This window comes from Natronococcus occultus SP4 (genome assembly GCF_000328685.1).
Classification (GTDB): Archaea; Halobacteriota; Halobacteria; order Halobacteriales; family Natrialbaceae; genus Natronococcus; species Natronococcus occultus.
Map to the genome: position 1 here is coordinate 1,066,424 of NC_019974.1, position 26,694 is coordinate 1,093,117.

The window sequence follows — 26,694 nt, forward strand, 5'->3', positions numbered from 1 at the left end:
ATACCAAAGCTCTTGGCTCCCGGTCGTCGACGAGCGTGGACGCTCACACGTCGACGGCTGCGGAGCGGAAAACGAACGGCCGCTCGCTACTCGAACTTCTCGAACGGTTGCTCGCAGGCGTTGCAGTAGTGCATCGACCGACAGAGCGACGGCCCCTTCGGGTGTTCGCGGACGGTGTCCGTCGACTCGCAGTACGGACACTCCGCGCCCGCGTCCTCGCCGCCGGTCGTGACACTCGGGTCCCGGCTCCGTCTCATATGCTCAGTCCGAACTCCCGGAGATCGTCTTTCCCCTGCTCGGTCACCATCTCGATCGTCCACTCGGGGCTCCAGACGAGCCGCACCTCGGCGTCGTCGACGTCCTCGACGTCGGCCGCCGTCTCCTGGACCTGCTCGGTGAGCATGTTTCTGGCCGGACAGCCCGAGTAGGTCAGCGTCATGTCGACGAGCGCATATCCGTCCTCGACGGTCACGCCGTAGATCAGCCCGAGGTCGACGACGCTGATCGGCATCTCGGGATCCTCGATCCCGTAGAGGGCCTCCCAGACGTCGGCCTCGACGCCCGTTGCGTCCTCGCCGGTTGCCGGCAGTTCCTCGGCGCCCTCGCCCTCTCGGTACTCCGTGTACGCACACGGCGTCGCGTCCGCGTCCGGATCCGGAATCTCGCTGCTCATTCTGGTTTGTCCATGATTTTGGTGGTCTCGCTGCGTCCAAGGTCGCGGTACGTGTGGGTGAGTTCGTCGTGGAGGTCGAACCACGCGTCGGTGTGCCCCCCATCCCGGCCGCGCTCCTCGGGGAGCATGTCTTCGGTGATCTCGAACGTGTCGTCGTCGACCTGCGCGCTGACCGGGGGTTCGAGGTCGAGGGACTCGAGGGAGGGCACCACGATCGAGAGCCACTCCTCGCCCAGCTCCTCGAGGGTCGCGTCCCGTAGCCCCAGCTCGACGATGTCGTCCTCGACGTCGGGGTCGACCGGTTCGAACAGCGTCAACGCGTACGGGAACAGCCGATCGAGGGCGTCCTGCAGGCGCTCGTGACCCTCGTCGCCGTCGGCGAGCCGCTCGACCCAGTTCTGGGCGTGTTCGAGGTGGTACTCCTCCTCGCTTCGGATCTTGCCGACCCGGTCGGCGATTTTCGGGTACGCCGAGTCCTCCAGCGCCTCGAGCCGGAGCTTTTCGGCGGCGTCGTAGAGGTACGATCGGAGCACGGCGTCGGCCCAGTCCCCCTCCTCGAAGGGGCGCTCGACGAGCGTCGCGTGGCGGAAATCGGCGGGATCGCGCTCGTAGATCAGCGCCTGTTCCTCGAAGCCCAGATCCTCCAGCACGTCGTACCACAGCCGCGCGTGGCCCAGTTCGTCCTGGGCGTTGTTCGCCAGCGCGAGATCCGACTCGAGGGTCGGCGCGCGGACCTGCCACTCGGTGTAGCGCTCGGCCAGCACGAACTCGTCGTCCGCGAGCCGCTTCAGCAGCGTCTCGAGGGCGTTGCGCTCGCGGGCGTCGAGCTTCCCGGGGTCCAGCGCCGCCATCAGTCGTCACCCCGCTGTCGCTCGGCGGTCGCCTGTTCGTCCTCGCTCTCGACGACCTCGCGGGCGTCCTTCCCGCTGGTGTTGTAGGCCGTCGCCCACCGGTAGCTCTTGTCGGTCGTTCCGCCGAAGGCGACGTCCTCGGTGTCGATTTCGCCGATCTCCTCTTTGGGGACGACCCAGAGGCTGTTCGTCGGTTTCCGGCGGCCGTGCTGGATCGCGGCGAACTGCGTTGCCATCTCCCGGTCGGGCGCGTGAACGTTCCCACAGTGGGTGTGGTAGTTGCCAGCTTTCTCCTGGCGGAACACTTCCCAGATCATGGTCAGTCGGCCGCCTGCGGCGCCGTTCCGCCGGCGGCTGTGGCGTCGTCCTCGATCGTGTCACGAACCCACTGAACGGCCTCCTGGGCGCGTTTGCGACCGTTGATCTGCCCGAGACCGGGCTCGTAGTCGTTCTTCGCGATCGTGAAGAACTCGTCCCAGTCGAGGTCGTTCTCCTCGACCGCGTAGGTGCCGTCCTCGCGCTCGCGGATGCGTGGCTCGTCGGGGATCTCGAGGCCGTACTTCCGGGCCTTCGGGATGTACTGGTCGAGGAAGGCGTCCCGGAGTTCGTCGTTGGACTGCTGTTTGAGCCCGACCGAGGCGGCGAAGTCGTGGTGGGTGCTCTTGTCGTCGGTCGGCCCGAAGAACTGGATGATGCGGGGCCACCACTCCTCGAACGCCTCCTGGGTCCGTCGCTGTTCGGCGCGCGACCCGGTCATGAGTTCGCGAAGGATGTCCTCGCCGTGCTTGACGTGAAATCCCTCCTCGAAGCAGACCTTGTCCATCGCGTGAGCGTAGGGCTCCCAGCTGGTTCGGCGAAGCGTCGCCTGCCGGCGCATCGCCGCCCCGTCGACGAAAAACGAGATCATCGGTATCTCGACCCAGCTCTTCAGCGGGTAATGGAAGCAGTTGAGGAACTTCCCGTCCCCGTTCGCGAGGTCGTCGATCATCTCGTCGCGGCTCTTGACGCCCAGTGACTCCGCGGCGCGGTACAGTAGCTGGGCGTGACCGATCTCGTCCTGGACCTTCGCCGAGAACGCCAGCTTCCGGTCGATACTCGGCGCCTGTCGGATGAACGGGCGCTCGAGGTACGCGCCCATGATCTCACTGTTGGCGTGGAACTCGATCATCCGCGTTGCTGCCTCCCGATACTCCCGCGGAAGGTCGTCCGCGGGGCTGAACTCCCGTGGCCCCGCGCGTGCTTTGACTGCGTCAAGATCCATAGTTCATTATAAAGAACGATAGTTCTACCCTTAGCAGTTGACCGCTACATAACGGGGTTTTAAATAAGGCACGAGTTAATCATGTCACAGTCTCGCATGATCGACGACTGTCTCGCCGTGGAGTTTCGGGTTCGAAACGACGACTGCCCGCTCGCGGAGGCGAGTCGTGACGTCGGCGTCGAGATCGACGCCCGGGCGCCCCAACGGCGCAGCGACGGCTACGATCTCCTGCAGTTTCGCTCGACGAGGACGGACCGGCTCACGACGCACCTGGACGAGGACGATCGGATCTCGCACCTGTACGTCTCCCGGACTGACGGTCGCTCCCGGTACCGGTGTCTCTCGAAACAGCCCTGCGTCGTCCGACGGCTGATCGACGGCGGTCTCATCGTCGAGACCCTGCGATACCGCGAGGGGGAGGCGCGGATCTTCGGGACCGTCGTCGGGCGCGACGTACTGAAAGGCGTCATGGAGGCGGCGGGCGAGACCGTCGGCGTCAAACTCGAGCGGGTCTTTCCCCTCGAGTCGGAGGTCACGGAGTCGCCCGGTCAGCGGTGGGAGCTCACGCCGGCCCAGGAGGAGTGTCTCCGGACGGCCCTCGAAGCGGGCTACTTCGAGATTCCGCGACGGACCAGTTCTGAGGCGGTCGCCGCCGAGCTCGGGATCAGCAAGTCGGCGTTTCTCGAGCGGCTCCGTCGAGCCGAGGCGGCGCTGTTCGAACAGATGTTCGGGTAAACGGTTGCTTTCCGTTTCGACCGGCGATTCTCGCGGTAACTTATTTATGATACGGTTTTGATGAGTATCGTATGGCCTACAGCTACGAACCGCACTACTTCGAGGACTTCGAGGAAGGCCAGACCTTCGAGAGCGTCGGCCGCACGGTAACGGAAGCCGACTTCGTCATGCACTCGGCGCTCGCGGGAGACTGGACGGAACTCCACACCAACAAGGAGTACGCCGAGGACAGCCCCTTCGGCGAGCGGATCGCCCACGGACCGATGACGTTCGTTCAGGCGACCGGGTTCGTCTACCGGACCGGGATCGTCGAACGGACCGCCTTCGCCTTCCTCGGGATGAACTACATGGATCTGCCGAACCCGGTCTACATCGGCGATACGCTCTCGCTGGAGATCGAGGTCACCGAGGTCGAGGACACCGCCAGCCGCGACGACGCCGGACTGGTCGTCCTCGACACGGAGATGACGAACCAGGACGACACCGTCGTCTTCCAGGGCGACATGAAATTCCTCATCAAAACCGCCGAGTGATCGCGGCGGTCTCGATCGGGATCGAAGATTTCTCTGCTACTATTTCATACCAACCATTCGAGATGCGACAGTCAGACTGTTTTGCCATCGGTAGATCGAACTCCCGGCATACCAGACCAGTTAGCGTTGTACCCGGCGGTCCGGATCCAGCCGTATCCGAGGCAAATCACTGGCGCCGAACTCGGTATCTGTCTGTCTGTGGGAGTCTGGCGTGGCTTCGACGGAGATCTCTGTGACGAACTGGAAAACTCTACAGAGTGATCTGTTAACTGGTACTTATCCGAAAGCATAACCTATCCGATTGGTAAAGCGACACCGCGATTCGGCGGCTTCGTCCCCGGCCGGCCCGGACGACACCGTCGTTTCGATCGGTTGTTCGAGACCGAACATTTACTGTCGCTCTCAGTGTGGGTAGGCGTAATGTCACTGCTCGTTCCGTTCGACGGTTCGGTGCTAGCCCGCAAGGCCCTCGAGCGCGCCTCGACGTTCGGCGACCTCCTCGAGGAGGAACTCGTCGCCCTGACCGTGATCCCCGACGACGAGGACTACGCCCGCGACAGAGGCTGGATCAGCGAGGGAGAGCCGTTCGATCCCGAGGCAATCGCCTCGGGGATGCAACGACGCGTCGAGGACGTCGCGCCGGAGGCGACGTTCCGTGTCGAGCGCGTCACCTCCGACGAGCCGACGGCGACGGCGACGACGAACGTGGTTCGGGAGATCAGACGGTTCGCCGGCGAGCTCGGCGCCAGCGTCGTCTTCATCGGATCGGAGAACGCCGGCTCGGTGATCTCGCCACAGTCCAGCGTCGGCAGTCCCGTCGCCAACGACCACCGCTACGACGTCTACGTCGTCCGCCACTCCGAGTCCGAGGCCGGCGACGTCGAGGACGTCGACTCCGTGCGGTCGTAGCGTTCCGTCCCGACTCCGCCTGCCGATCGGAGGAACGTTTATTCGCTTGAACGACCTCGGGTCAACCAAGACATGGTCGACCGCAACGGGTGGGACGCCGACGCGTCGGTGCCGGCGGGACCATCCCACGACCCGCCCGCGTCGTTCGTCGAACAGGCGAACGTCACGGACGAGGCCGTCTACGAGGCGTTCGAGGAGGAGTGGCCCGACTGCTGGGAGCGGGCGGCCGACCTGCTCTCCTGGGAACGACCGTACGACGACGTCCTCGTAGACGACGACGCCCCGTTTTACGAGTGGTTCTCGGGCGGTCGGCTCAATGCCTCGTACAACTGTCTGGATCGACACCTCGAGGCGGGCCGGAAGACCCACGCGGCGATCCGGTGGGAGGGAAAACGCGGCGAGCGCGAGACCTACACCTACCAGGATCTGGCAACGGCGGTAAACGAGTTCGCGGCGACGCTGTTGGATCTCGGTGTCGAGGAGAACGATATCGTCACGCTGTATCTGCCGATGATCCCGGAGCTACCGATCGCGATGTTGGCCTGCGCGCGGATCGGCGCGCCCCACTCGGTGGTCTTTGCGGGGCTGTCCGCGGACGCGCTGGCGACCCGGATGGACGCGGCCGACAGCGAGTATCTGGTGACCTGTGACGGCTACTATCGCCGCGGTGACGCCTTCAACCAGAAGAGCAAGGTCGACAACGCCCTGATCTCGCTCGACCAGGACGTCGAGACCGTCGTCGTCGATCGGCTCGGCGACGACCTCCCGCACGTCCTCGGCGAGCGGGAGTACGACTACGACGAACTGGTCACAGCCCACGCCGGCGAGACCGTCGAGCCGGTGACCCGTAACGCCGAGGATATGCTGTTTCTGATGTACACCTCGGGTACCACGGGCGAGCCGAAAGGCGTCGTCCACACGACGGGCGGCTACCTCGCACACGTCGCCTGGAGCTCGCGGGCGGTGCTCGACATCAAACCCGAGGACACCTACTGGTGTGCGGCCGACATCGGCTGGATCACGGGTCACTCCTACATCGTCTACGGCCCCCTCGCGCTGGGGACGACGACGGTGATGTACGAGGGCACCCCCGACTACCCCGATCGGGATCGGCTCTGGGAGATCGTCGAGAAGAACGCGGTCGACGTCTTCTACACCGCGCCGACCGCGATCCGGGCGTTCATGAAGTGGGGCGAGGAGTACCCCGAGCGCCACGATCTCTCCTCGCTGCGCCTACTCGGAACCGTCGGCGAGGCGATCAGCGCCCGGCCGTGGCGCTGGTACCGCGAGCATATCGGCGGCGGGGACGCACCAATCGTCGACACCTGGTGGCAGACCGAGACGGGCGCGATCACGGTCTCTACGTTACCGGGCGTCGACGCGATGAAACCCGGCTCCGCCGGCCCCGGCCTGCCGGGGATCGACGCCAGGGTCGTCGACGCCGACGGCGAGGACGTCGATCCCGGCGAGACGGGGTATCTCACGATCGCTCGACCGTGGCCCGGGATGGCCCGCACCCTCTACGACGGCGACGACCGCTTTCGCTCCGAGTACTGGAGCCAGTTCTCCGATCCCGACGACGGTCGCTGGTGGTACTTCAGCGGCGACGCGGCGACGATCGACGAGGACGGCTACATCACCGTCCTCGGTCGGGTCGACGACGTGATCAACGTCTCCGGGCGCCGGCTGAGCACGATGGAGATCGAGAGTGCGATCACCGGCGTCGACGGCGTCGTCGAGGCCGCGGTCGTCGGGCGCTCGGGTGAGGGCGGCGGCACCGAGATCTACGCCTACGTCAGCACCGAGGCCGACTGCGAGCCTGACGCCACCCTCCGCGAGCGGATCGTCGAGGGTGTCGAGTCCTCGATCGGCCCTATCGCTACCCCCGCCTCCGTGGTGTTCACGCCGGAGCTTCCCAAGACCCGGTCGGGCAAGATCATGCGCCGCCTGCTCGAGGACGTCGCGAACGGCGACCAGCTGGGCGATACGAGCGCGCTGCGAAACCCCGAGATCGTCGGCGAGATCCAGACCGAGATCCAGACCGAGTAGTACGGTTCGCGATCACGAGAATCGCGAAACGCACCTCAGTGCAGCTAGGCTGGATCAAGACCGAGTAGCCGTCGACTATCCGACCGATCCCGATACAGTTATTTTCGCTCACCCAAAACACTCGAAGCGTGAGTCTCGAGGAGCCCGAATCCGCGTCCGCCACGCTCTCCCGCGAGGAGTACGAGTCGCTTCTCGACGCCGCCGAGACCTACCGGGAGGCGCTTGTCGTCCGCTGTTGTGGCGAGGTCGGGCTCCGGCCGACCGATCTCGCGTCGGTGACCCTCGCCGCCATCGATCAGGTACGAACCGATCCGCCTCGCTACCTGCTTCGCCTCCCGGAGTCGCGGGTCGCGTACCTGCCGACCGAGATCGAGCGGGAGCTGCGGCGGTACGCCCGGAGCAACGGGATCTCGAGCGACGAGTCCGTGTTCTCGGTCTCGGCTCGACGGCTCCAGATGCTCGTCGCCGAGGTCGCCGAACGCGCGAGCGAGCGGTTCGACGACCCCGTCCTCGAGTCGGTCTCGACGGAGGATCTCCGGCGATACTTCCTCGAGACCGCGCTGACCGACCACGGGATCAACCCGCTGGTCGTCAAACGCGTCGGCGGCTGGAGCAGCTTCGAGGCCCTCGAACCCTACCTCTCGAGTCCGACCGACGAGGAGATCGTCGAGGAGTTCGCTACGGTCGAGGCCGGACCGGGGACGCGATCGGGCGGCGAGCGCGCGGTCAGCGACGGCAGCGTCGTTCGATCCTTGCTCGCGGCAAGCGACCGCTGCGGACTGGTTCGTCTCGATCCCGACGGCTACGTCGACCGGTGGAACCGCAGCGCCGAGTCGACGTTTGGCTACCGCGCCGGCGAGATCGTCGGCACCCACGTCTCGGCGCTGTACGCCGACGAGGCGGTCGAACGGGGGCAGCCCGATCAGACGCTGACCCGGGCGCTCGAGGACGGCGGCTACGAGGGCGACTGCTGGCTCGTCCGCGAGGGCGGAAGCCGATTTCGCGCACTCGAGCTCGTCACGCCGCTGCGCGACGAGCGACACCGCCTCCAGGGGTTCGCACTGCTGGTCTGTGACGTCTCCCGGTACCAGGAACGGCTCGAGGAGGCTCGCTCGGTCCGCGAGGACCTCGAGCGGGTCCACAACGTCGCCGCCCGCCACCGGGCGCTGACGGACGCGTTGCTCGAGGCGACCAGCCACGAGGAAGTCGAGACCGCGACCTGTTCCGTCCTCGCGGACGGTCGGACCTACGACGCCGCCTGGATCGATCGGACGACCCACTCGGACCGCCACGGCGGGTGGCGAACGGCAAGCGGGCTCGAGGCCGAGCAGGTCGATCGGCTCGTTCCCGAGGGGTGGAACGAGCCGGGGGCGGCGGCACCCGGTCGTCGTCCGGACGACGACTACGGCGCGATCGGGTCGGAGCTCGAGGATCCGGAGGCCGGAACCCCCGAATCGGCGGGGCCACGAACGGTCTCGGTCGCGACCGGAATCGAGGCGACGATCGGCGACGGGGACGCCTTCGCGGGTCGTGTCGCGGCCGTCCCGATCTGGTACGGCGACACGGTGTACGGACGGCTGGCGGTCGCGACCGAGCGCGCGGCCGCGTTCGACGAGCGCGAGCGAGCCTGGCTCGGGACGATCGGTCGGCAGGTCGGATACGCGATCGCCGCGATTCGGCGCCGAAACCTCCTGCTGTCGGATCGGGTAGTCGAACTCGAGTTCGTCTGCCGGGACGAGGACTCCTTTTTCGTCGAGACGAGCCGTCGACTCGACTGTCGCGTCGAACTGGACTCGCTGGTGCCGCTGTCGGACTCGACGCAGCTGTACTACGTCCGACTGGAGGGAGCGTCGCCGGCCGATGTCTTCGAGCGCGCGGAGACCGATCCGGGGATCGACGACTGTCGGCTCATCGAGACCTACGAGGACGCCTGCCGGCTCGAGTTCGTCGTCGAGGGCTCCTCGCCGACGCTGACGTTGACCGAGTACGGCGTCACCGTCCGCGAGGCCCGCTTCGAGGAGGGGACCGCGACGATCGTCGCCGAGTGTGCGGCCGACGCCGACATCAGGACGATCGTCGCCGGGCTGCGCTCGGCGTTTCCCGACTGCGAGCTGGCCGGCAAACGCGAGACCGAACGGCCGGTCCAGACCGGACGCGAGTTCCGGGAGGGGTTAGAGGAGCGACTGACCGACCGCCAGGAGGCCGCCCTGCGGGCCGCCTACTCCGGCGGGTACTACGACTGGCCCCGGGAGAGCACTGCCGAGGAGATCGCCGACGCGATGGGCGTCTCCTCGCCGACGCTGCACAGCCACCTCCGGAAGGGTCAACACGAGCTGTTACGGACCTTCTTCGACGACCCGACGGCCGACGAGTAGCCGCGAGCGACCGCGGTCGACGATCGACGAACGGATCCACGACGCCGACCTAGGTCTTTAGCCCTCCGTCGGCTTCGTGGACCGTCCCGGCGACGATTCCCCCGTCGCGCGCCCGAATCGGGACCGCTGACCGCCGCTATTTCTGTCCGATACCCCCGTCGATCAGTTGGCTGCCTGTCACTGAACCCCCTGTGTTCGGGGGTCGTTTTGTACAACTAGAGGCGGGCTTTACTATGGCTGTTGTACACTGAGTGGTTGTACCATGTCACAGGACGACGTCAGTCTGGAGGCACGGCTCGAGGAGCAGGATACCTTCGAGCCGCCCGAATCGTTCGTCGAGCAGGCGAACGTAACAGACGAGGGGATCTACGAGGAGTTCGAGGAGAACTGGCCGGAGTGTTGGGAGGGTGCTGCCGATCTGCTCTCCTGGGAGCAGGAGTACGACACCGTTCTCGACGAGGGGGGCGCACCGTTCTACGAGTGGTTCACGGGCGGGGAGCTCAACGCCTCGTACAACTGCATCGACAGACACGTCGAATCGGGCGACGGCGACAGAACCGCCGTCGAGTGGGAGGGTGAACTCGGCGAGACCCGTTCCTACACCTACGAGGAACTCCTCGAGGAGGTCCAGGCCGTCGCCGCGACGCTCCGGGAGCTCGGCGTCGAGGAGGACGACGTCGTCACGCTGTACATGCCGATGATCCCGGAGCTGACGGTCGCGATGCTCGCCTGTGCCCGGATCGGCGCACCCCACTCGGTGGTGTTCGCCGGCTTCTCCGCGGACGCGCTCGCGACGCGGATGAATTCGTCCGACAGCGAGTACCTGATCACCGCCGACGGCTACTACCGGCGCGGCGACAGCCTCGATCATCTCTCCAAAACCAACGAGGGTCTCGAGGACGTCGAGCACGAGACGGCGACGATCGTCGTCGACCGGCTCGGCGACGACCTCGATCACTCCCTCGCGGACGGCCAGCACGACTACGAGGAGCTGGTCGACGAGAACCGCGGCGAGACCGTCGAGCCGGTAACCCGCGACGCCGAGGACATGCTGTTCCTGATGTACACCTCGGGGACGACGGGCCAGCCCAAGGGGGTCAAGCACACGACCGCGGGTTATCTCGCCTACACGGCCTGGACTTCCCAGGCCGTCCTCGATCTCGAGCCCGGCGACACCTACTGGTGTTCGGCCGACATCGGCTGGATCACGGGCCACTCCTACATCGTCTACGGTCCCCTCGCGCTGGGGACGACGACGGTGATGTACGAGGGCACTCCCGACTACCCGGACAAGGACCGGTTCTGGGAGATCGTCGAGAAAAACGAGGTCGACGTCTTCTACACCGCGCCGACGGCCATCCGCGCGTTCATGAAGTGGGGCAAGGAGTACCCGGAGAAACACGATCTCTCCTCGCTGCGCCTGCTCGGGACCGTCGGCGAACCGATCAACCCCCGCGCCTGGAAGTGGTACTACAAACACATCGGGGGCGAGGAGTGCCCGATCGTCGACACCTGGTGGCAGACCGAAACCGGCGGGCACATGATCACCACGCTGCCGGGCGTCAACGAGATGAAGCCCGGCTCCGCCGGCCCGGGTCTCCCCGGCGTCGACACGCGGATCGTCGACGCGCAGGGCGAGGAGGTCGACGCCGGCGAGGCCGGCTACCTCACCGTCCAGAAGCCGTGGCCCGGCATGCTCCGGACGCTCTACCAGAACGACGAGCGGTTCATCGAGGAGTACTGGGAGGAGTACTCCGACCCCGACGCCGACGAGTGGGTGTACTTCCCCGAGGACGGCGCGAAGATCGACGAGGACGACTACATCACCGTCCTCGGTCGGGTCGACGACGTGATCAACGTCTCCGGTCACCGGCTGGGAACGATGGAGATCGAGAGTGCGATCGTCGGCGTCGAGGGCGTCGCCGAGGCCGCGGTCGTCGGCGGCGACCACGAGGTGAAAGGCGAAGCCGTCTACGCCTACGTCATCACCGAAGACGGCTACGAGGGCGACGACGAACTCGCCGAGGAGATCGTCGAGGGCGTCGTCGACGCCATCGGTCCGATCGCAAAGCCGGAGGACGTCGTGTTCACGCCCGAGCTCCCCAAGACCCGCTCGGGGAAGATCATGCGTCGCCTGCTCGAGGATATCGCCAGCGGCAACGAACTCGGTAACACGTCGACGCTCCGGAACCCCGAAGTCGTCGACGAGATCGCAGCGCAGGTACAGGACGAGTAGTCCTGTCCCTTCCTTTCGTAATCGACTACCAACCACCAGAATGACGCGTTAATATGACAGAGAATACCACTCAAGAAACGGACGACGCCGTCGAGACCGACGGTGGCGTGAAAACCGAGGCGTACCTCGACAAGGAGATCAACATCTTCAAACCGGCGACCCCGTTCATGCGGGATCACCTGAAGGTGATCTGGATCTCGTTTGCCGCGTGGGTCCTGGTCGTCTTCGGACCGACGACTGCCACCGTCCTCGCACCGGATCTGATGACCGAAACAACGATCCTCAACGGGTTCCCGCTGCACTTCTTCCTGGCAGCGATCTTCACGCCGCTTGCCGCGCTGTTGCTGTCGGTCGGCTACGCGATGCAACGCGACCGGCTCGACACCAAGTACGGCATCTCCCACGAGAGCGAGGAAGAGACCGACTCCGGTACCGTCGCTGCCGACGGAGGTAACGAATGATCGAGGCTATCGATCCGATCGTCCTCCAGGAGACGGCGCTGGACGTCGGTGAGTTCAAGCTGATTCCGGCGCTGACAGTCGTCGCGATGCTGGTGTTGTTCCTCGGCGTCGGCTACTTCTTCCGAGTCGCCGCCGTCGACGAACTGTGGGTCGCCGGCCGCTCGATCGGTTCGATCGAGAACGGGATGGCGATCGGCGCCAACTGGATGAGCGCCGCCTCCTACCTCGGCGTCGCCTCCCTGATCGCGCTGTCGGGGTACTTCGGGCTGGCGTACGTCGTCGGCTGGACAACGGGGTATTTCATCCTGCTGATCTTCCTGGCCGCGCAGTTCCGCCGGTTCGGGAAGTACACGGCGCCCGACTTCGTCGGCGACCGCTTCTACTCCGACTGGGCTCGGGGCATCGCGGCGTTTACGACCCTCGCGATCGCCTTCACCTACGCGATCGGCCAGGCAAGCGGGATGGGGCTGATGGCCCAGTACATCTTCGGGATCTCCTACGAGGTCGGCGTGATCGGGCTGATGGCCGTCACCATCGCCTACGTCGCCCTCTCCGGGATGCTGGGGACGACCAAGAACATGGCGATCCAGTACACCATCCTGATCATCGCCTTCACGCTCGGGCTGTACGCCGTCGGCTGGACCCAGGGCTGGTCGACGGCGCTGCCGTACCTCGAGGCCGGACCGCAGGTCGCCGAGGCCGCCAGCATCGAGGCCCAGTTCGTCGAGCCGTTCGCGAACGCGAGCTACTACGCCTGGATCGCGCTCGCCTTTAGCCTGATCGTCGGTACCTGCGGCCTGCCACACGTGCTGGTGCGGTTCTACACCGTCGACAACGAGCGAACGGCCCGCTGGTCGACCGTCTGGGGGCTGTTCTTCATCTGCCTGCTGTACTGGGGAACGGCCACCTACGCGGCCTTCGGTGGGCTGCTCTACGACAGCGAGGTCACCGGCGGCGACGGCTTCGCCCAGATGCTCGGCATCGAGGCCGACGCGCTCGTCGTGTTGACCGCACAGCTCGCGGATCTCCCGACCTGGCTCGTCGGGCTGGTCGCCGCCGGTGCCGTCGCTGCGGCGCTGGCGACGACCGCCGGACTGTTCATCACCGCCTCCTCGGCGGCCGCACACGACATTTACACCAACCTCTACAAGGAGAACGCGACCCAGCGCGAACAGATGATCGTCGGCCGCTCGACGATCGTCGGCGTCGGCGTCCTCGTGGCGCTGATCGGGCTCAACCCGCCCGCGCTGATCGGCGAACTCGTCGCGATGTCGTTCGCGATCGCCGGCACCGTCTTCTTCCCGGTGTTCTTCCTCGGCCTCTGGTGGGAGAACACGACCCGGGAGGGAGCCCTCGCCGGCATGCTCATCGGCATCGCCATCTCGTTCGGCGCGATTCTGAACGACACCGCGATCCCGATGTACACCGGCGTCGAGGAAGCCGTCATCCCCGGGCTGGCGACGTGGGTGCCGGGAACGTCCTCGGCGCTGGTCGGCGTGCCGGTGGTGTTTGGCGTGATCATCGTCGTCTCGCTGATCACGGACGAACCGCCCCAGCACGTCAAACGTCTCGTCCGCCAGTGTCACAGTCCCGAACCGATGAGCAAGATGGAATCGGCCGAAGACGCCGCCGCTGATGGTGGCACTCCCGCAGACGACTAACCATGTACGATACAATACTCGTCCCGACCGATGGAAGCGACACCGCCGAGTACGCGGTCGAACACGCCGTTGACCTCGCCGAGAAGTACGACGCCGACATCCACGCGCTGTACGTCCTCGACACGAGCGCGATCGACGTCAGCCTCGGCACCGAGCAGGTCGACCGCATCCAGCAAGGCCAGTTCGAGGATATGCCCGAGCTCCAACAGCGAGCCAACGACGCGACCGGCGCTGTCGCGTCGAGAGCCGAGACCCACGACATCGACGTGACCGAGGCGGTCGTCGCCGGACAACCCCACAAACAGATCAACAGCTACGCGACGGACAACGATGTCGACCTGATCGTCATGGGATCGGCGGGCCGCAGCGGCGTCCGACGGGCCCTGCTCGGTAGCGTCGCCGAACGGACGCTGCGCTCGACACAGATTCCGGTGTTGGTCGTCGATAGACAGGACTGACTCGACAGCGGTTCGCCACGTTCGTTTTCGTCGTTCTCACCGATCGTCCGTCGCTACCTCGAGGCTCGTGACGAACCCGAAGTACGCGACGATTCCTGCGAGCATGAGCATGTAGTACGCCCAGGTCGGTCCCTCGAGGACGCGAAAGATGATCTCGACCATCGTCACCCAGCCGATGGCAAAGACCAGATCGACGAAGATCCCCCATCGCTGTTCGCGTGCGTCCTCGAGCCACTCGCCGATGTTCGTCATCGGACGGAGGGTTCCGTCGGCGCGTCGAAAAGTCTGCCGCTGTCGGTCCAGTGACTCTTACTGGCAAAGCGAAACCCCCTAACCTCGTCCGGGACTGAACTGCGGTATGAACGAGACAGCCGAGGTCGCCGTTCTCCGGCTCGGTCACCGCCCCGGCCGGGACGAGCGGATGACGACCCACGTCGGGCTGACGGCGCGTGCGCTCGGGGCCGACCGCGTCTGGATCCCCGACAACGCCGGCCAGTCCCTCGAGACCGTCGCCGACATCACCGACCGGTTCGGCGGCCCCTTCGAGGCCGAACTGACCGATTCGCCACAGGCGCTGATCCGGAACTGGGAGGGGCGAGTCGTCCATCTCACGATGTACGGTGAGCGGATCCAGGACGTCGAGGACAAGATCCGTTCGGCCCGGGAGGACGACGGGGAGCCGCTGTTGGTTGTCGTCGGCTCCGAGAAGGTTCCCTTCGACGTCTACGAGGCGGCCGACTGGAACGTCGGCGTCACCAACCAGCCCCACTCCGAGGTAGCGGGGCTTGCGGTGTTTCTCGACCGGCTGTTCGAGGGTCGCGAACTCGACCGCGAGTGGGTCGACGCCGACCGCGAAGTGATCCCGATGGAGACGGGCAAGCGCGTCGAACCCGTCGAAGAATAGAGCAGCCCTGTCCCCCAGAGGATCGTCAGTACGGAGCCCGAGTAACCAGCCACAAGCCTTCCGCGAGTCATCTACACGACCGGTATATTCACGGAACGGTGTATGTAAGCATCCATAGGGACGTTCCTCGTTCCGATCACCCCCATATCTTTTACCCCCTTCGGAAAGTTGTTGATAGACAACATGAATCGACGACACGTTCTCGGCAGTGTCGGTATCGGCATTCTCGGCGCGGGGTGTACGGGAAGTGTGGTATCTTCCTGTCCTGACCCGGATATAGACGAGGAGTTGGCTTACGAAGCACGCAACGCCGAGCAATTCACAGATGGAGAGGAGACAATACTGGTTACGTCTCCCGACGACGTTGGGCGGTTCAACGAGCGACTAATGGATATTCAGGATGAGGGGTGGGTTCGGGAAACCGACTTCCGAACCGAATTCGTTCTCGGAATTCAGGCCACGACATCCAGCGAATCGTCGGAGATCGAATCTCTTGGTGTCGAACGGGTGGACTCGAGCGAGGTTCGCGCGTACACCTGCATCGAGAACCGGGGTCGAACCGACGACGCCGCACCGCATCCGATTCTCCTTCGTGTTGTTCACGACGGCACCGTACCAGAGGATGTGTCCGCCATTCACTGGGAAGACGGCGACGAGCGGACGATCGAGTAGCGACGAGCGCCCAATCTTCGGTCGGGGTACGACGAGTGAGCAGACGCGGATCGAGAAGTGATTTTTTGATGGAGGTGGTCGCTGCGACGGCGGAGCGCTCGAGGACCGCTAAATGATCCCGCTGCCCCATAGAATCGTCAGTACGGAGCCGAGAATCCCGAGCAGTCCCGCGATGAGTCCCTTCCGCGAATCGTCCATACCGTCGCGTGAGACCGCAGTGGTATATGCTTTGTCTCTGTTGGTGTGGGGGGTGAATTTATCTCTGGATTCGGTGCATGAAGCGACGTCTCGCGAGGACGGGGCACCTATCGCCGGAGCGAGCCCAAGAGTCTCAGCGGTCGAAGCAGGCGGCCACCGACCGCCCGAACGACCGATCGAGTCATCGCCGTCGTCCCGGTCTCGGACTCGTCGAGGACGTAGCCCGTCCCGACCCGCTCGATCGGCCCCGAGTCGCCGACGGTCTCGAGGACGCGTTCGAAGTCCTCGTTGGGCAGCCCCGTTCGATCCTGCAGTTCCGCGCGCGACAGTGGGCGGTCGGCCTCGCGAAGCTCCCGGAGGACTGCCCAGCCGTGGGCCGAGACCAGGTAGTACTCCGCCTCCGAAATATCCTCGTCGGGTTCGCTCGAGCGGTCGATCCCGAGACGAAGGTCGTACAGCGAGTCAAGACAGAGCCACGCGGCGACGGCGGCGAGGACGCCGAAGACGACGGCGCCGTCACCGATCGCGAGGGACGCGAACACGAGGACGCCGACTGCGCCGAGAACGGCCCCCGCGATGGCGTCCGGATACCCGCGTGCGGTACAGACGGCCCTGAGCGCGGCGATCCCGACGAGCCCTGCTGGAATCGCGATCACCGTCCCCGCAGAGAGATCCGCCAGAACGGCGAAAACGGCGAGGACGGCCGTGACTCCGAGGATCGCTCCCGGGTCGAGCTCGTCGCCCATCGCCGCTCGAAACGACGTCATCGGTCGGTCGTACGTCATATCAACCCATATACCTTTGTGAGTCGCCGGGATTCGAACCGGAGCCGTCGGCTCGGTACGGCGTCGCTCAAAAGACTTAATGGGCCGATCGCGCTACGTGTAGGCAATGGCTTTTGAGGACCTGCTCGAGGATCCGGTCATCCAGAAGTACTTGCACGAGCTGGTCGGTCCCACGGGGATGCCCGTCGCGGCGGCGCCGCCGGACGGGGAAGTGACCGACGAGGAGCTCGCCGAGGAGCTGGATCTCGAGTTGAACGACGTCCGGCGCGCGCTGTTTATTCTCTACGAGAACGACCTCGCCAGCTACCGCCGGCTGCGCGACGAGGACTCGGGCTGGCTGACCTACCTCTGGACCTTCGAGTACGACAACATCCCCGAGAACCTCGAAGAGGAGATGTACCGGCTCCACGACGCCTTAGAGGACCGACGCGAGTACGAGCGCAACCACGAGTTCTACCTCTGTGAGATCTGCTCGATCCGCTTCGAGTTCGGCGAGGCGATGGACTTCGGATTCGAGTGTCCCGAGTGTGGCTCGCCCGTCGAATCGATGGACAACGACCGCCTGGTCGACGCGATGGACGACCGCCTCGACGCCCTCGAGGACGAACTGAACATCGACGCGGACGCCTGATGGTCACACTCGCAACCAAACTCTACGTCGAAGGCGACGCCCGCGAGCGGTCGCTGGACTCGCTTCGCTCGCTGATCGGCAACGAGATCGGCGAACTCGACGTTGCGTTCGAGCTGACGGTCCGGGACGACGACTTCCCCGAAGTCGACCTCGAGGGCGAAGACGCCGTCGTCGCGGGCAACGTCCTCCGCGAGGAGTTCGGCGAGATCGTCCCCGAGCTCGAAGCCGGCGAGACCTACGTCGGGACGCTCGACTCCTGGAGCGACGAGGGGTTCGTCCTCGACGCGGGCCGTCCGGTCGAGATTCCGGCCGACGAAATCGGGCTCGGCCCCGGCTCGCCGACCCAGATCCGCGATCGCTACGGCCTCGTCCAGCACCTGCCGATGCGGTTCGTCTACCGCGAGGACGACCCCTCCCGACTGGCCGACGAGGAGCGCGATCGCCTCTACGAGTGGACCCGCAGTGACGGCCGGCTCAACGTCAACAGCGCCACCCGAGCCGAGGTTCGGGCGACGCTCAACCGCGCGGGCCACGCCCAGGACTACGTCACCGTTGAGCGTCTCGGCCTGCTCGAACAGAGCGTGATCTGTACCGAAGGAACCGATCCACCGGGGCTGCTCGCGAGCGTCGGCGAGTACCTCCCGGCGGAGCTGCGGTGTGTCGTTCCCTAGCATGAACCGACGGCTCGCTCTCGCGGTGATCGCGGTCGCGTTGCTCGCGACGACGGCCGGCTGTTCGGCGATCTTCGGCGGCATCTCCGACGAGGAGCTCGACCGCGAACAGGAGTACGACGACCTACAGGACAGCGACGCCGACGTCGCCGTCGACATCGAGGGCGGCTCCATCATCACCAGCGGCGAGTTCCGCGCGGTCTATGACCTCAACGAGACCGAGGAGCTGTCGCTGTACCGCTCGAGTTTCTACACCGAGGACGCACTCGACATCCACAGCGTCCGCTACTGGTATCCGAACGGAACCGAGGTAACCGGCTCCGACCTCGCGATCGACCAGGGTCGCTCGAGCACCGAGGTCGAAGTGCCGGACGGCAACGGCACCCTCGCCTTCTCGGGTAGCGCCGGAGGCCGAACCTTCCAGCTGCCGGCCTACGTCTCCGGCTCCTACGAGGTGACGTTGCCCGAGGACTACCGAACCTCGAACTTCCTGTTCGGCGACGTCAACCCCGGCGGCTACGAGCGGGAGGTGATCGACAACCGCGAGCAGCTGGTCTGGGACGACGTCGACAGCACGATCTCGCTGCGGTACTACCAGACCAGGGATATACCGCTGTTTGCCGGGCTCGTCGGCACCGTCGTCCTGCTTGGCGGTGGCGCGATGGCCTACTACTACCGGAAGGTCAAGAAGTTAAAGGAGCAACGCGAGGAGATGGGTCTCGACGTCGAGATCGAGGACGACTCCGACGACGGCCCGCCGCCGGGAATGAAGTAGTCCGGCGTCGCCCTCGGCCGAACCACCGCCCACACCCGCGGTCCTTCACCGTCCGTTTTTCGTCCGTCAGTTCGCGATCGAGACCGTCGTGACCGTCAGTCGCAGGCGGTCCGCCTCGCAGTCCTCTAGATCGGCCGCGGCGGTCCGCCACGCCCGCTCGTAGTCGGTCTCGACGACCGTCATCGACACGGCGTCCTCGACCGCGTAGCTCTCGACGGTTCGGTCCTCGACCCGAGCCGTTACCACCGCTTGCCCGCCCGTCCGGACCGTCGGGTCGGCCGACTCGACCTGGACCAGCGAGACCGTCGCGGTCCCGCCGCGACAGCTCACGGGCGGTCGCGTTCGGAACCGACTGGTTTCCTCGTCGGCTCGAACCACCGCACCGCCGTCGTAGGCGACCGTCTCGTCTCCCGACCGGTAGGCGACCGCTCCCAGCTCGATCGGATCGCCGACGGGATCACCGTCGACCACGAGGCCGAGCTCGGTCCCCCCGCCGACGGTCAGGCTGCCGTCGCCGAGCGGGACGACGCCGCTTCGGCGCTCGAGGCCGGGGTTCCGGGCGAGATCCTCGAGCTCGGCCGCGAGGCTCGTCACGCCCCGTTCGGCCGTTCGGAGCTGCTCGGCCTCCCGGTGGTCGTCGACGATCCCCAGCCCCGCGACCGAGAGGACGGCGACCGATCCGAAAACGAGCCCAAAGACGAGCACGAACGAGAGCAGTTCCGAGACGGCCCTGTCGTCGGCTCCGGACCGCCCCGACCGATCCCGGTTCCGGATCACGCCTCGCTCACCTCGAGTGCGAGCCGTCCGTCCGCGGCGACGACCTCGAGGGGACCACCCGGGACGGTTCCCGTCTCGAGGACGGCCTCGGTTCGGATCGGGACGACGACCGCGTCCTCGAAGCCGTGTGCCGTCAGCCGGAGACAGCCCGTCTCGCCCGGGCGCCCGTCACACTCCTGCCGGAGTTCGACGTCGTACCCCGTCTCCACGACCGTCCGTGGCGCGTCGACGCGGACGACGGCTGCGTCTCCGTCGCCGGCGACACGATCCGCGGCCTCGATCTCGCCGGCCAGCTCCTGTCCGACCGTCTCGAGCGAGCGCTCGGCGGCCCGTTCAGTTTCGGCCTCGAGCACGGCTCCGGCGCCCGCCAGCAGCGTCGCGAGCAGCGCCGCCGAGATCCCGAGCGCGAGGACGTACGTAATCGTCATCGAGACGCCCCGCTCCGCGCCGTGGCCGTCGATCACGGTCCGCCCTCCGGACAGCCCGCCTCGATCGATCGCGTTCGCTCGGCGTGCCGATCGGGGGCGTCGCTCGTCACCCGAACGGTCGCGCGATCGACCGCGGCGGTTCCGTCGCCGCCGCGCTCGAGGACGACGTCCTCGAGCTCGATCGTCGTCGCCGTCGATCGAACGGCGCCGTAGCCGGCCGCGAACGCCTCGAGATCCGTCTCGACGGTCCGCTCGAGCGTTTCGGGATCGGTCGTCGCCGATCGCTCGTTCGCACGTACGAGCAGACAGCCGATCCCGCGCTCGAGTTCGGCCTCGACGACCGCGTCCGGACCCGTCCCGGGCGAGGACGCGGTTCCGATCGTCCCGACGGCGGCGACGAACCCGAGCACGACGATCGCGAGCGCGACGGCCCCGAGGACGAGGAGCTGTCCGCGGTCGCGGGGCGTTCGCTTACGTCCGATCGGATCTACCATACGGTAACCCGCACCTCCACGACGGCGTAGACAGCGCCGTCCTCAGCGGTCGGCGTGATCGGGTACCCACGGGTCTCGTGGGCCGTCTCGAGGTCGATCGGATCGCCCGCGGTCAGGCGGTCGTCCGCGAACAGCGTCACCGCGTAGCTCGCGGTGACGGCCTCGGTCGACGGCGACTCCTGATCGACGAGCACCGTCGAGTCCTCGTCGCCTCGAGTGACGAGCTCGACGTTGTAGCTCCGGTCGCGCTCGGCGAACCGCGCCTGCAGGATCTCTCCGAGGACGGACTGCTCCGCGAAGGCGTCGACCCCGTAGGTCCGCTCGTCGCCGTCTCCCGCGGGCGGACGGTCGGTGCCGTAGAACGCGCTTTCGTTCGGCTCGGCGCTCCCGTTCCACGCCGTCGCGTCGCCGTGCCAGTTCCGTACCGTCGCCGAGAGCCCGTCGTCGCCGGCGACGACCAGCGCGTCCCGGGTCTCCTGCTGGAGCTGGGACTGGGTCTGGGATCCCCGGTCGTCGATCCCGTGGGGTGTGACCGCCGCCGACTGGGCCGCGATCAACAGCGCCGTCAGCAGGATCGTCGCGGCGACCGCCCCCTCGAGGGCATACGCCTGGCCCCTGTCGGGTCGGGTCACGTCCGGGTCACCTCCACGACGAGCCGATAGGCCGGATCGTCTGCACTGTCCTCGAGTTCGATCGACGAATCGAGCGAGACGATTCGGGCTGCGCTCGCCGCGGGTCGGCCGTCGCGGTCGGCCGGTTCCGTCGCGAGTTCGAACCCGCCGTCGGCGAGCTCGAGCTCCCCTCCGTCGAGTCGCTCGAGGCGGACGTCGACGCCGTCGTCCGCGATACCAGAGGGTCGGTCGCGGTCGCCTCCCTCGGTGCCGACGGCGGCGACGAACCGCTCGCCGTCGAGCTCGCCGTGGGTCGCAAACTCCGCGACGAGCCGATCAGCGATCCGTTCGGCCCGCTCGCGCTCGGCCTCGGCAGCGTCCGACGGCGCCGCGAGCGTTGGGAGCGCGGCAAAGACGAGCGCGACCGCGAGCAGGAAGATACTGATCCCGACCGCGAAGTCCTGGGCCGTCTGTCCGCGATCGGTCGCCCGGAAGTCGCCAGCCACGCTAGCTCACCACCGTCCAGCCGACGAGCGCCACCGTAGCCAGCCCGATCGCGTACTTCAGCCCGCTCGCGAGAGCGCCGTTCCGGACGTAGCCACAGAGCATCCCCGAGACGACCGCCTGCAGCGTCACCGCGTGGAACAACAGCAAGCCGAGGACGTCCGTCCGAACCCCGCCGTCGGCAGCCGGGCCGGCGCTCCCGCCCGTCGCTCCGAGCTCACCGACGCCGGACCCGGCCATCGAGTCGAGGAACCGCGCCTCGAGGATCGCGATCACGGCGAACACCGTCAGGAACGTCATGACGATGACCACGACCTGCATCCGGGTGCGGGAGCGACGTTCGCGCTCGAGTTCGTCGTGGATCTCGCTCGTCCGGGCGGCCGTCCGCAGGACGGGCGCAATCCGGTTCGACGCCGCCTGGCTCTCCGCGATCAGCCGCGTCGTCCTCGCCAGGAGGGGCAGCCGGTAGGCGTTGGCGAACTCGACGAGCGCCCGTTTCAGGGTCGTTCCGTAGTCGACCTTCCGTCGGATCCGCGCGAACTCGCGGCTCAGTTTCCCGGTGCCGGTCTCGGCGACCGACTCGATCGACTCGAGCAGCGTCAGCCCCGTCTCGTTCGCACTCGAGAGTTTCCACAGCTCCTCCGAGAGCGTCTCGCGAACGGCGACGCGGTGACGACGGTTCCACTCGTGGGCGACCGCGAGCGGTCCGCCGACGACGTACAGCGGGAGGTAGGCGTAGAGGACGGTTCCGGAAAGTGGTCGCTCGACCAGTCCGCTCCAGGTCGTCGGTGCGGCTCCGCTCGCGACCGCGACCCCGAGGACGGCAAGCGACGCGGGAACGGTAAGCGCGAGGGTGTAGCGGGGGTTGTCCCGGAAGAAGACGTGGGGTCGACGAAGCGCCGTCGCGATCCGGTGACACCGCTCGCGGAACGCGATTCGATCGAAGACGGCGTCCTCGCGCTCGCAGCGCTCGAGGACGTCCGGCTCGAACGCCCGCCCTCCGTCCTCGTTGCGGGCCCGCCCGTCGCCGGTATCGAGCGCGAGCGTCCCGTCCCCGGGATCGTCGTGAGTGACCGTCGAGATCAGAACGAGGAAGGCGATTCCGATCAGCGGCACCAGCCCGTAGACGGTCAGGTACAACACGCCGTCCGGAACGGCGGCGTTCGGCAACAGCTGCATGACGACCGTGACGATGAGCAACAACAGCGGGAACAGCGAGAGGGTCATGTACAGCTCTCCGAACAGTTCGAGCGTCTCGAGGGTGCGTTTCTGCTCGGCGTTCGCGGCTCGCTCGAGTTTCGTCCGTTTCTCCTCGAGGAACCGCTCGACGTCGCCGCCGCTGTCGACGACCGAGAGCAGATCTGTCAGGAACTTCGAGAGGTCGTCGCTGGGTGTCTCCCGGGCTCGGCGGCGGATCGCGGTCCGGTAGTCGCCGTCGGCGTACGTCGCCTCCCGGTGGATCGTCCGGAACTCCCGGGCGACCTCGCCGTAGGCGTCCTCGGCTCGCGCCGTCGCCGCGACGATCTCAAGACGGTTCAGCCCGCCGACTGACAGCGCATACATAAACGAGACCGTGTCGGGAAGCAACATGTTGATCTCCCGTCTGCGGGCCCCGGCTCGCATGTAGGGGCGGCCTACCACCGTCCCGAACCCGGCCAGAAACCCGATCGAGCCGAACGCGAGACCGGTTGCGGCGACGAGCGACGGAACCTTGAGCGTCTCGACGACCCCGACGACGGTTCGGTTCGGAAGCGGGACGCCGACTACCTCGCCGACGTCGACGAACCCGGTCCCGAACAGCCCGTAGCCGACGACGACGCCAAGTGCTGCCAGCCAGAGGCCGGCGACGACGCCGATCCCGACCGCTCGCGAGAGATATCGCTCGACGGGAACGGCGATCCGGGCCTTGGTGAGCGTTCGTTCGAGGCGGGCGACGAACCGGCCATCCTCGGCGAGTCCCTGCGCGTACAGCGGGGAGAGCCGGTCGCCGATCCGAACGCAGAGCGAGCCGGTTCCGGGAAGCGACTCGCCGTCGTGACTCATTCGGCTGCCTCGCTTCGATACCGGTCGAAAAGCGACTCCTCGGCCCGATCGAGTACCGTCGCCGCTGTGCGTGCCGTCTTCGCCGACGGCTCCGGGCGGGTAACGCGCTCTTCGATCGCCGGATCGACGTCGATCGAGACGCTCTCGAGTCCTCGGAGCGCGGGAAGCCGCGCCTCCAGCTCGCCGTCGGCGATCGCCGCGAGGATCGTTTCCGGCTCGTTCATGTACGCCTGGAGGGTCGCGGCGACGTCGGCGTAGCCGTCGATCCCGTTCGCGACGAGGGCGGCGAGGACGGCCCGGCGCTCGAACAGCTCCTGTTCGAGGCGACGCTCGCTCCAGCCGCGGTCGAACGCGATCTCCTCGAGAACGTTCGAGGCGCCGACCCGTCGGAAGTCGTCGCTTTCGGCCTCCCAGCGGTAGACGTCTTCGACGTTGATCTCGTCGCGCTCGGAGTCGTAGCGGTTGATCTCGGTCAGCGCCCGGTTCCGCCGGACCGTCGCCCCGTCGACGCGGGTCTGGGTCTGGACCGCGACCAGGTCAAGCGCCGGGAACATCGTCTTCGAGACGTCGATCGGCGCCGTTGTGAACCGCTTGAGCACCTCGTCGACGGAGTCGGCGTGGAAGGTCGTGTGGGTGGTGTGGCCCGTCGACATCACCTGGAACAGGGTCCGACCCTCCTCGCCGCGGACCTCCCCCATCACGATGTGGTCGGGACGTTGCCGGAGCGTCGCCTCGAGCAGGTCGAACTCGTCGACCGCGTCCGCGCCGTCGTCGGCGAACGAGGGGCGGGTCACGCTCGCGATCCAGTTGCGCTGGGGCAGCTCGAGCTCGCGGGTGTCCTCGATCGAGACGACCTTCGTGCTTGCGGGGATAAACAGCGAGACGGCGTTCAGGCTCGTCGTCTTCCCCGAGGCCGTCCCGCCGGCGAACAGCAGGCTCTTGCGGTTCTCGATCGCGAGCCAGAGCAGCGCCATCTGCTCGAGTGAGAAGGTGTGCCAGTTGACGAGGTCGATCGGCGTGTACGGAACGTCCGTGAACTGGCGGATCGTGTAGTTGCTGCCGTGATCAGAGACCTCCCGACCGAGGGTCAGCTGGGCCCGGGATCCGTCGGGCAGCGTCGCGTCGACCTGCGGTCGGCGCTTGCTGATCCCCGCGCCCGAGCGCTGGGCGAGCGAGACGACGAACTCGTCGAGCTCGTCCGTGCCGTGTCGAACGTTCGTAACGAGCTGTTCGTACTCGGTGTGGTAGACGAACACCGGCGACTCGTAGCCGTCACAGGAGATGTCCTCTACCGCGTCGTCGCGGGTGATTCCGTCGATCCGCTCGTAGCCGACGAAATCCCGAGTCAGGTAGTACCGCAGCTTCGCGACCTGGCGGTCGCTCAGCGCCGCCGAACCGGCGGCGAGGACGGTCCGGCCGGAACCGGCGTCGACATCGGTGCCGGCGTCTTCAGGTTCGATGTCGTTTCCACCGCCGCCGACGGCCCCGAGCGCGCTCGCTACCCGCGCGACCAGTCCGACGGGGTCAGTCGTCGACTTCCCGACGAGTCCGTACCGCTCGAGCAGGTCCTCGAGTTCGGACTCGACGACCCGTCGTCGACCGTGCTCGCCGTTCTCGGAGGTTTCATCGTCGGCGTAGGCAATCGACGTTCGCAGCCGCTCGGCCAGCACCGTCCGGAGCTCGCGCTCGGTCGGCGTCAGGAACGGCTCGACCAGGTAGTACTTCCGTTCGTTCTCCCGTTCGGAGCGAAAGACGACGACGAAGGCGAAGGGCTCGTTCACCCAGTAGCGGTCGAGCTCTCGAAGGTGTGGCTTCTCCGCGTCGGGAACCGCCCGCTCGAGATCGGCGCGGTTCGCGACCGTCGGTGTCCCGTCGGCCCGCGTAAAGAAGGCGTCCTCGTCGAATCCCTTCCGAACGGAGACGGTTCGGTCCTCGGCGATCGACGCGACCTCCAGCCCGCTTCGGGCACCGGCCGCGAGTCGGTCCCCGAGGACGGCGTCCCCTGACTCGTCGCTCGGACGCCGACGCCGCCCGGTCGTTCCGGTGTCGTCGGTGTACATTGCCCATGCCTGGTCGTCCGATGGTACAAAAACTCGAGGCCGACGGTCACCGATCCCGGTCGGGCCTGTCGCGAGGAAAGAACTACCCGGTTCGGCCGTCCTGCTACGAGACGATGCAGGATCCCTTCGACCTCTCGGATCGAGTCGCGCTGGTAACTGGCGGCGGCCGCGGCATCGGCCGGGCGATCGCGCTTGGGCTCGCAAACGCCGGCGCCGCGGTCGCTCCGTCGGCCCGATCGACCGACGAGATCGAGACCGTCGCCGACGAAATCCGCTCGGCGGGCGGTGACGCGGTCGCCGTTCCGGCCGACGTCACCGATCCCGACGCCGTCGCGGCCGCGATCGAGCGCGCCGAGGACGCGCTCGGTCCCGTCGACGTCGTCGTCAACAACGCCGGCATCAACCCCGACGGTGCGCTCGGTCGTCCCGAGGACGTCCCGGGCGAGGAGCTCGACCGCGTCCTCGAGGTCAACCTGCACGGTGCCTACGAGGTCACGCGCGCGGCCGCCGAGTCGCTTCACGAGACCGGCGGAGCCGTCGTCAACGTTGCCAGCGTCGGGGGGCTTGTCGGCCTCCCCCGTCAGCACCCCTACGTCGCCTCGAAACACGGGCTGGTCGGACTCACGCGGAGCCTCTCGCTGGACTGGGCGCCCGAGGTTCGGGTCAACGCGGTCGCGCCGGGGTACGTCTCGACGGAACTGACCGCGGATCTCGAGGCCGATCCGGAGCTTCGGGACTCGATCCTCGAGCGAACTCCCCTCGAGCGGTTCGCGGAACCTGCCGAGATCGCCGGTCCGGTCGTCTTTCTCGCGAGCGACGCCGCGAGCTACGTCACCGGCGAGGTCCTTGCCGCCGACGGCGGGTGGACGGCCAGGTGAGCGCGTCCCGGGTCTGGTACGGTCGTCAAACCGTCGTTCGTTCGAGCGACGCGATTCCCGC

At 66.7% G+C, this 26,694-nt stretch carries 29 protein-coding genes; 15 read left to right on the top strand and 14 right to left on the bottom strand.

What is annotated here, in order from left to right:
* Positions 1-86 precede the first annotated feature (86 nt).
* The 5 genes from paaE to paaA are packed head-to-tail and all read right to left on the bottom strand — an operon-like array spanning position 87 to position 2,785.
* Entirely contained in the window at positions 87-257 is a 171-nt protein-coding gene (gene paaE / locus NATOC_RS22235) for a 1,2-phenylacetyl-CoA epoxidase subunit PaaE (protein WP_015320407.1), read from the bottom strand.
* Positions 254-673 (bottom strand): 1,2-phenylacetyl-CoA epoxidase subunit PaaD, encoded by a 420-nt coding sequence (gene paaD, locus NATOC_RS05360; RefSeq protein WP_015320408.1) that lies wholly within the window; start codon positions 671-673, stop codon positions 254-256. Before paaD ends, paaE begins: the two co-directional genes overlap by 4 nt.
* Positions 670-1,524 (bottom strand): 1,2-phenylacetyl-CoA epoxidase subunit PaaC, encoded by an 855-nt coding sequence (gene paaC, locus NATOC_RS05365; protein ID WP_015320409.1) that lies wholly within the window; start codon positions 1,522-1,524, stop codon positions 670-672. The genes paaD and paaC overlap by 4 nt, the downstream gene beginning before the upstream one ends.
* The gene (gene paaB, locus NATOC_RS05370) at positions 1,524-1,841 is read right to left on the bottom strand and encodes a 1,2-phenylacetyl-CoA epoxidase subunit PaaB (protein WP_015320410.1); all 318 of its coding nucleotides are present in this window, start codon (positions 1,839-1,841) and stop codon (positions 1,524-1,526) included. The genes paaC and paaB overlap by 1 nt, the downstream gene beginning before the upstream one ends.
* A gap of 2 nt (positions 1,842-1,843) precedes the next feature.
* Positions 1,844-2,785 (bottom strand): 1,2-phenylacetyl-CoA epoxidase subunit PaaA, encoded by a 942-nt coding sequence (gene paaA, locus NATOC_RS05375; protein ID WP_015320411.1) that lies wholly within the window; start codon positions 2,783-2,785, stop codon positions 1,844-1,846.
* A gap of 96 nt (positions 2,786-2,881) precedes the next feature.
* On the opposite strand from paaA, the gene NATOC_RS05380 reads away from it, so the two are divergent.
* The 9 genes from NATOC_RS05380 to NATOC_RS05420 all read left to right on the top strand — a co-directional run bounded on the left by NATOC_RS05380 (position 2,882) and on the right by NATOC_RS05420 (position 14,202).
* Complete coding sequence (locus NATOC_RS05380; RefSeq protein WP_015320412.1) at positions 2,882-3,520, top strand: helix-turn-helix domain-containing protein; 639 nt, start codon at positions 2,882-2,884, stop codon at positions 3,518-3,520.
* 71 nt (positions 3,521-3,591) lie between these two features.
* On the top strand, positions 3,592-4,053 hold the full coding sequence (locus NATOC_RS05385; protein WP_015320413.1) for a MaoC family dehydratase: 462 nt from the start codon (positions 3,592-3,594) through the stop codon (positions 4,051-4,053).
* 420 nt (positions 4,054-4,473) lie between these two features.
* Positions 4,474-4,962 (top strand): universal stress protein, encoded by a 489-nt coding sequence (locus NATOC_RS05390; RefSeq protein ID WP_015320414.1) that lies wholly within the window; start codon positions 4,474-4,476, stop codon positions 4,960-4,962.
* A gap of 72 nt (positions 4,963-5,034) precedes the next feature.
* Complete coding sequence (gene acs / locus NATOC_RS05395; protein ID WP_015320415.1) at positions 5,035-7,011, top strand: acetate--CoA ligase; 1,977 nt, start codon at positions 5,035-5,037, stop codon at positions 7,009-7,011.
* Positions 7,012-7,139: 128 nt separating this feature from the next.
* On the top strand, positions 7,140-9,386 hold the full coding sequence (locus tag NATOC_RS05400) for a bacterio-opsin activator domain-containing protein (RefSeq protein ID WP_015320416.1): 2,247 nt from the start codon (positions 7,140-7,142) through the stop codon (positions 9,384-9,386).
* Between the two features lie 262 nt (positions 9,387-9,648).
* A complete protein-coding gene (acs, locus tag NATOC_RS05405) occupies positions 9,649-11,622 on the top strand; it encodes an acetate--CoA ligase (RefSeq protein WP_015320417.1) in 1,974 nt (657 codons plus the stop codon).
* Between the two features lie 53 nt (positions 11,623-11,675).
* Positions 11,676-12,083 (top strand): DUF4212 domain-containing protein, encoded by a 408-nt coding sequence (locus NATOC_RS05410; RefSeq protein WP_015320418.1) that lies wholly within the window; start codon positions 11,676-11,678, stop codon positions 12,081-12,083.
* Complete coding sequence (locus tag NATOC_RS05415; protein WP_015320419.1) at positions 12,080-13,744, top strand: solute symporter family protein; 1,665 nt, start codon at positions 12,080-12,082, stop codon at positions 13,742-13,744. The genes NATOC_RS05410 and NATOC_RS05415 overlap by 4 nt, the downstream gene beginning before the upstream one ends.
* 2 nt (positions 13,745-13,746) lie before the next feature.
* A complete protein-coding gene (locus NATOC_RS05420) occupies positions 13,747-14,202 on the top strand; it encodes a universal stress protein (RefSeq protein WP_015320420.1) in 456 nt (151 codons plus the stop codon).
* Positions 14,203-14,238: 36 nt separating this feature from the next.
* On the opposite strand, the gene NATOC_RS05425 is transcribed toward NATOC_RS05420, so the two are convergent.
* Positions 14,239-14,454: a hypothetical protein gene (locus NATOC_RS05425; protein WP_015320421.1), complete on the bottom strand. Its 216-nt coding sequence runs from the start codon at positions 14,452-14,454 to the stop codon at positions 14,239-14,241.
* Positions 14,455-14,560: 106 nt separating this feature from the next.
* On the opposite strand from NATOC_RS05425, the gene NATOC_RS05430 reads away from it, so the two are divergent.
* Both NATOC_RS05430 and NATOC_RS21715 read left to right on the top strand, forming a co-directional pair.
* Positions 14,561-15,106, top strand: coding sequence for a tRNA (cytidine(56)-2'-O)-methyltransferase (locus NATOC_RS05430; protein WP_015320422.1), 546 nt, complete (start codon positions 14,561-14,563; stop codon positions 15,104-15,106).
* Between the two features lie 183 nt (positions 15,107-15,289).
* Positions 15,290-15,778: a hypothetical protein gene (locus NATOC_RS21715; protein ID WP_015320423.1), complete on the top strand. Its 489-nt coding sequence runs from the start codon at positions 15,290-15,292 to the stop codon at positions 15,776-15,778.
* Positions 15,779-16,083: 305 nt separating this feature from the next.
* Here NATOC_RS21715 and NATOC_RS05440 read toward each other — a convergent pair whose 3' ends face one another.
* Positions 16,084-16,743 (bottom strand): inorganic phosphate transporter, encoded by a 660-nt coding sequence (locus NATOC_RS05440; RefSeq protein ID WP_015320425.1) that lies wholly within the window; start codon positions 16,741-16,743, stop codon positions 16,084-16,086.
* A gap of 124 nt (positions 16,744-16,867) precedes the next feature.
* Between NATOC_RS05440 and NATOC_RS05445 the strand changes: the two genes are divergently transcribed.
* The 3 genes from NATOC_RS05445 to NATOC_RS05455 are packed head-to-tail and all read left to right on the top strand — an operon-like array spanning position 16,868 to position 18,838.
* The gene (locus tag NATOC_RS05445) at positions 16,868-17,392 is read left to right on the top strand and encodes a transcription factor TFIIE subunit alpha (RefSeq protein ID WP_008426300.1); all 525 of its coding nucleotides are present in this window, start codon (positions 16,868-16,870) and stop codon (positions 17,390-17,392) included.
* The gene (locus tag NATOC_RS05450; RefSeq protein ID WP_015320426.1) at positions 17,392-18,063 is read left to right on the top strand and encodes a DUF2110 family protein; all 672 of its coding nucleotides are present in this window, start codon (positions 17,392-17,394) and stop codon (positions 18,061-18,063) included. Before NATOC_RS05445 ends, NATOC_RS05450 begins: the two co-directional genes overlap by 1 nt.
* Position 18,064: 1 nt before the next feature.
* Positions 18,065-18,838, top strand: a complete 774-nt coding sequence (locus NATOC_RS05455; protein WP_015320427.1) for a DUF5803 family protein — start codon at positions 18,065-18,067, stop codon at positions 18,836-18,838.
* Between the two features lie 66 nt (positions 18,839-18,904).
* Here the strand turns inward: NATOC_RS05455 and NATOC_RS05460 are convergent, their stop codons facing one another.
* From NATOC_RS05460 to NATOC_RS05490, 7 genes are read right to left on the bottom strand one after another with little or no spacing between them, the layout of a single operon-like run.
* The gene (locus tag NATOC_RS05460; RefSeq protein ID WP_015320428.1) at positions 18,905-19,615 is read right to left on the bottom strand and encodes a DUF7289 family protein; all 711 of its coding nucleotides are present in this window, start codon (positions 19,613-19,615) and stop codon (positions 18,905-18,907) included.
* Positions 19,612-20,079: a DUF7266 family protein gene (locus tag NATOC_RS05465; protein ID WP_015320429.1), complete on the bottom strand. Its 468-nt coding sequence runs from the start codon at positions 20,077-20,079 to the stop codon at positions 19,612-19,614. The genes NATOC_RS05460 and NATOC_RS05465 overlap by 4 nt, the downstream gene beginning before the upstream one ends.
* Positions 20,076-20,537, bottom strand: coding sequence for a hypothetical protein (locus tag NATOC_RS05470; RefSeq protein WP_015320430.1), 462 nt, complete (start codon positions 20,535-20,537; stop codon positions 20,076-20,078). Before NATOC_RS05470 ends, NATOC_RS05465 begins: the two co-directional genes overlap by 4 nt.
* Positions 20,531-21,169: a DUF7288 family protein gene (locus NATOC_RS05475; RefSeq protein WP_015320431.1), complete on the bottom strand. Its 639-nt coding sequence runs from the start codon at positions 21,167-21,169 to the stop codon at positions 20,531-20,533. Before NATOC_RS05475 ends, NATOC_RS05470 begins: the two co-directional genes overlap by 7 nt.
* Positions 21,166-21,654: a DUF7287 family protein gene (locus NATOC_RS05480; protein WP_015320432.1), complete on the bottom strand. Its 489-nt coding sequence runs from the start codon at positions 21,652-21,654 to the stop codon at positions 21,166-21,168. Before NATOC_RS05480 ends, NATOC_RS05475 begins: the two co-directional genes overlap by 4 nt.
* Before the next feature lies 1 nt (position 21,655).
* Positions 21,656-23,695 carry a type II secretion system F family protein gene (locus NATOC_RS05485; protein WP_015320433.1) on the bottom strand — a complete coding sequence of 680 codons (2,040 nt, stop codon included), beginning with the start codon at positions 23,693-23,695 and terminating at the stop codon, positions 21,656-21,658.
* Positions 23,692-25,755: a type II/IV secretion system ATPase subunit gene (locus tag NATOC_RS05490; RefSeq protein WP_015320434.1), complete on the bottom strand. Its 2,064-nt coding sequence runs from the start codon at positions 25,753-25,755 to the stop codon at positions 23,692-23,694. Before NATOC_RS05490 ends, NATOC_RS05485 begins: the two co-directional genes overlap by 4 nt.
* 113 nt (positions 25,756-25,868) lie before the next feature.
* Here NATOC_RS05490 and NATOC_RS05495 point away from each other — a divergent pair, with 113 nt between their 5' ends.
* Positions 25,869-26,633, top strand: a complete 765-nt coding sequence (locus NATOC_RS05495; RefSeq protein ID WP_015320435.1) for an SDR family NAD(P)-dependent oxidoreductase — start codon at positions 25,869-25,871, stop codon at positions 26,631-26,633.
* The last annotated feature ends 61 nt before the right edge of the window (positions 26,634-26,694 follow it).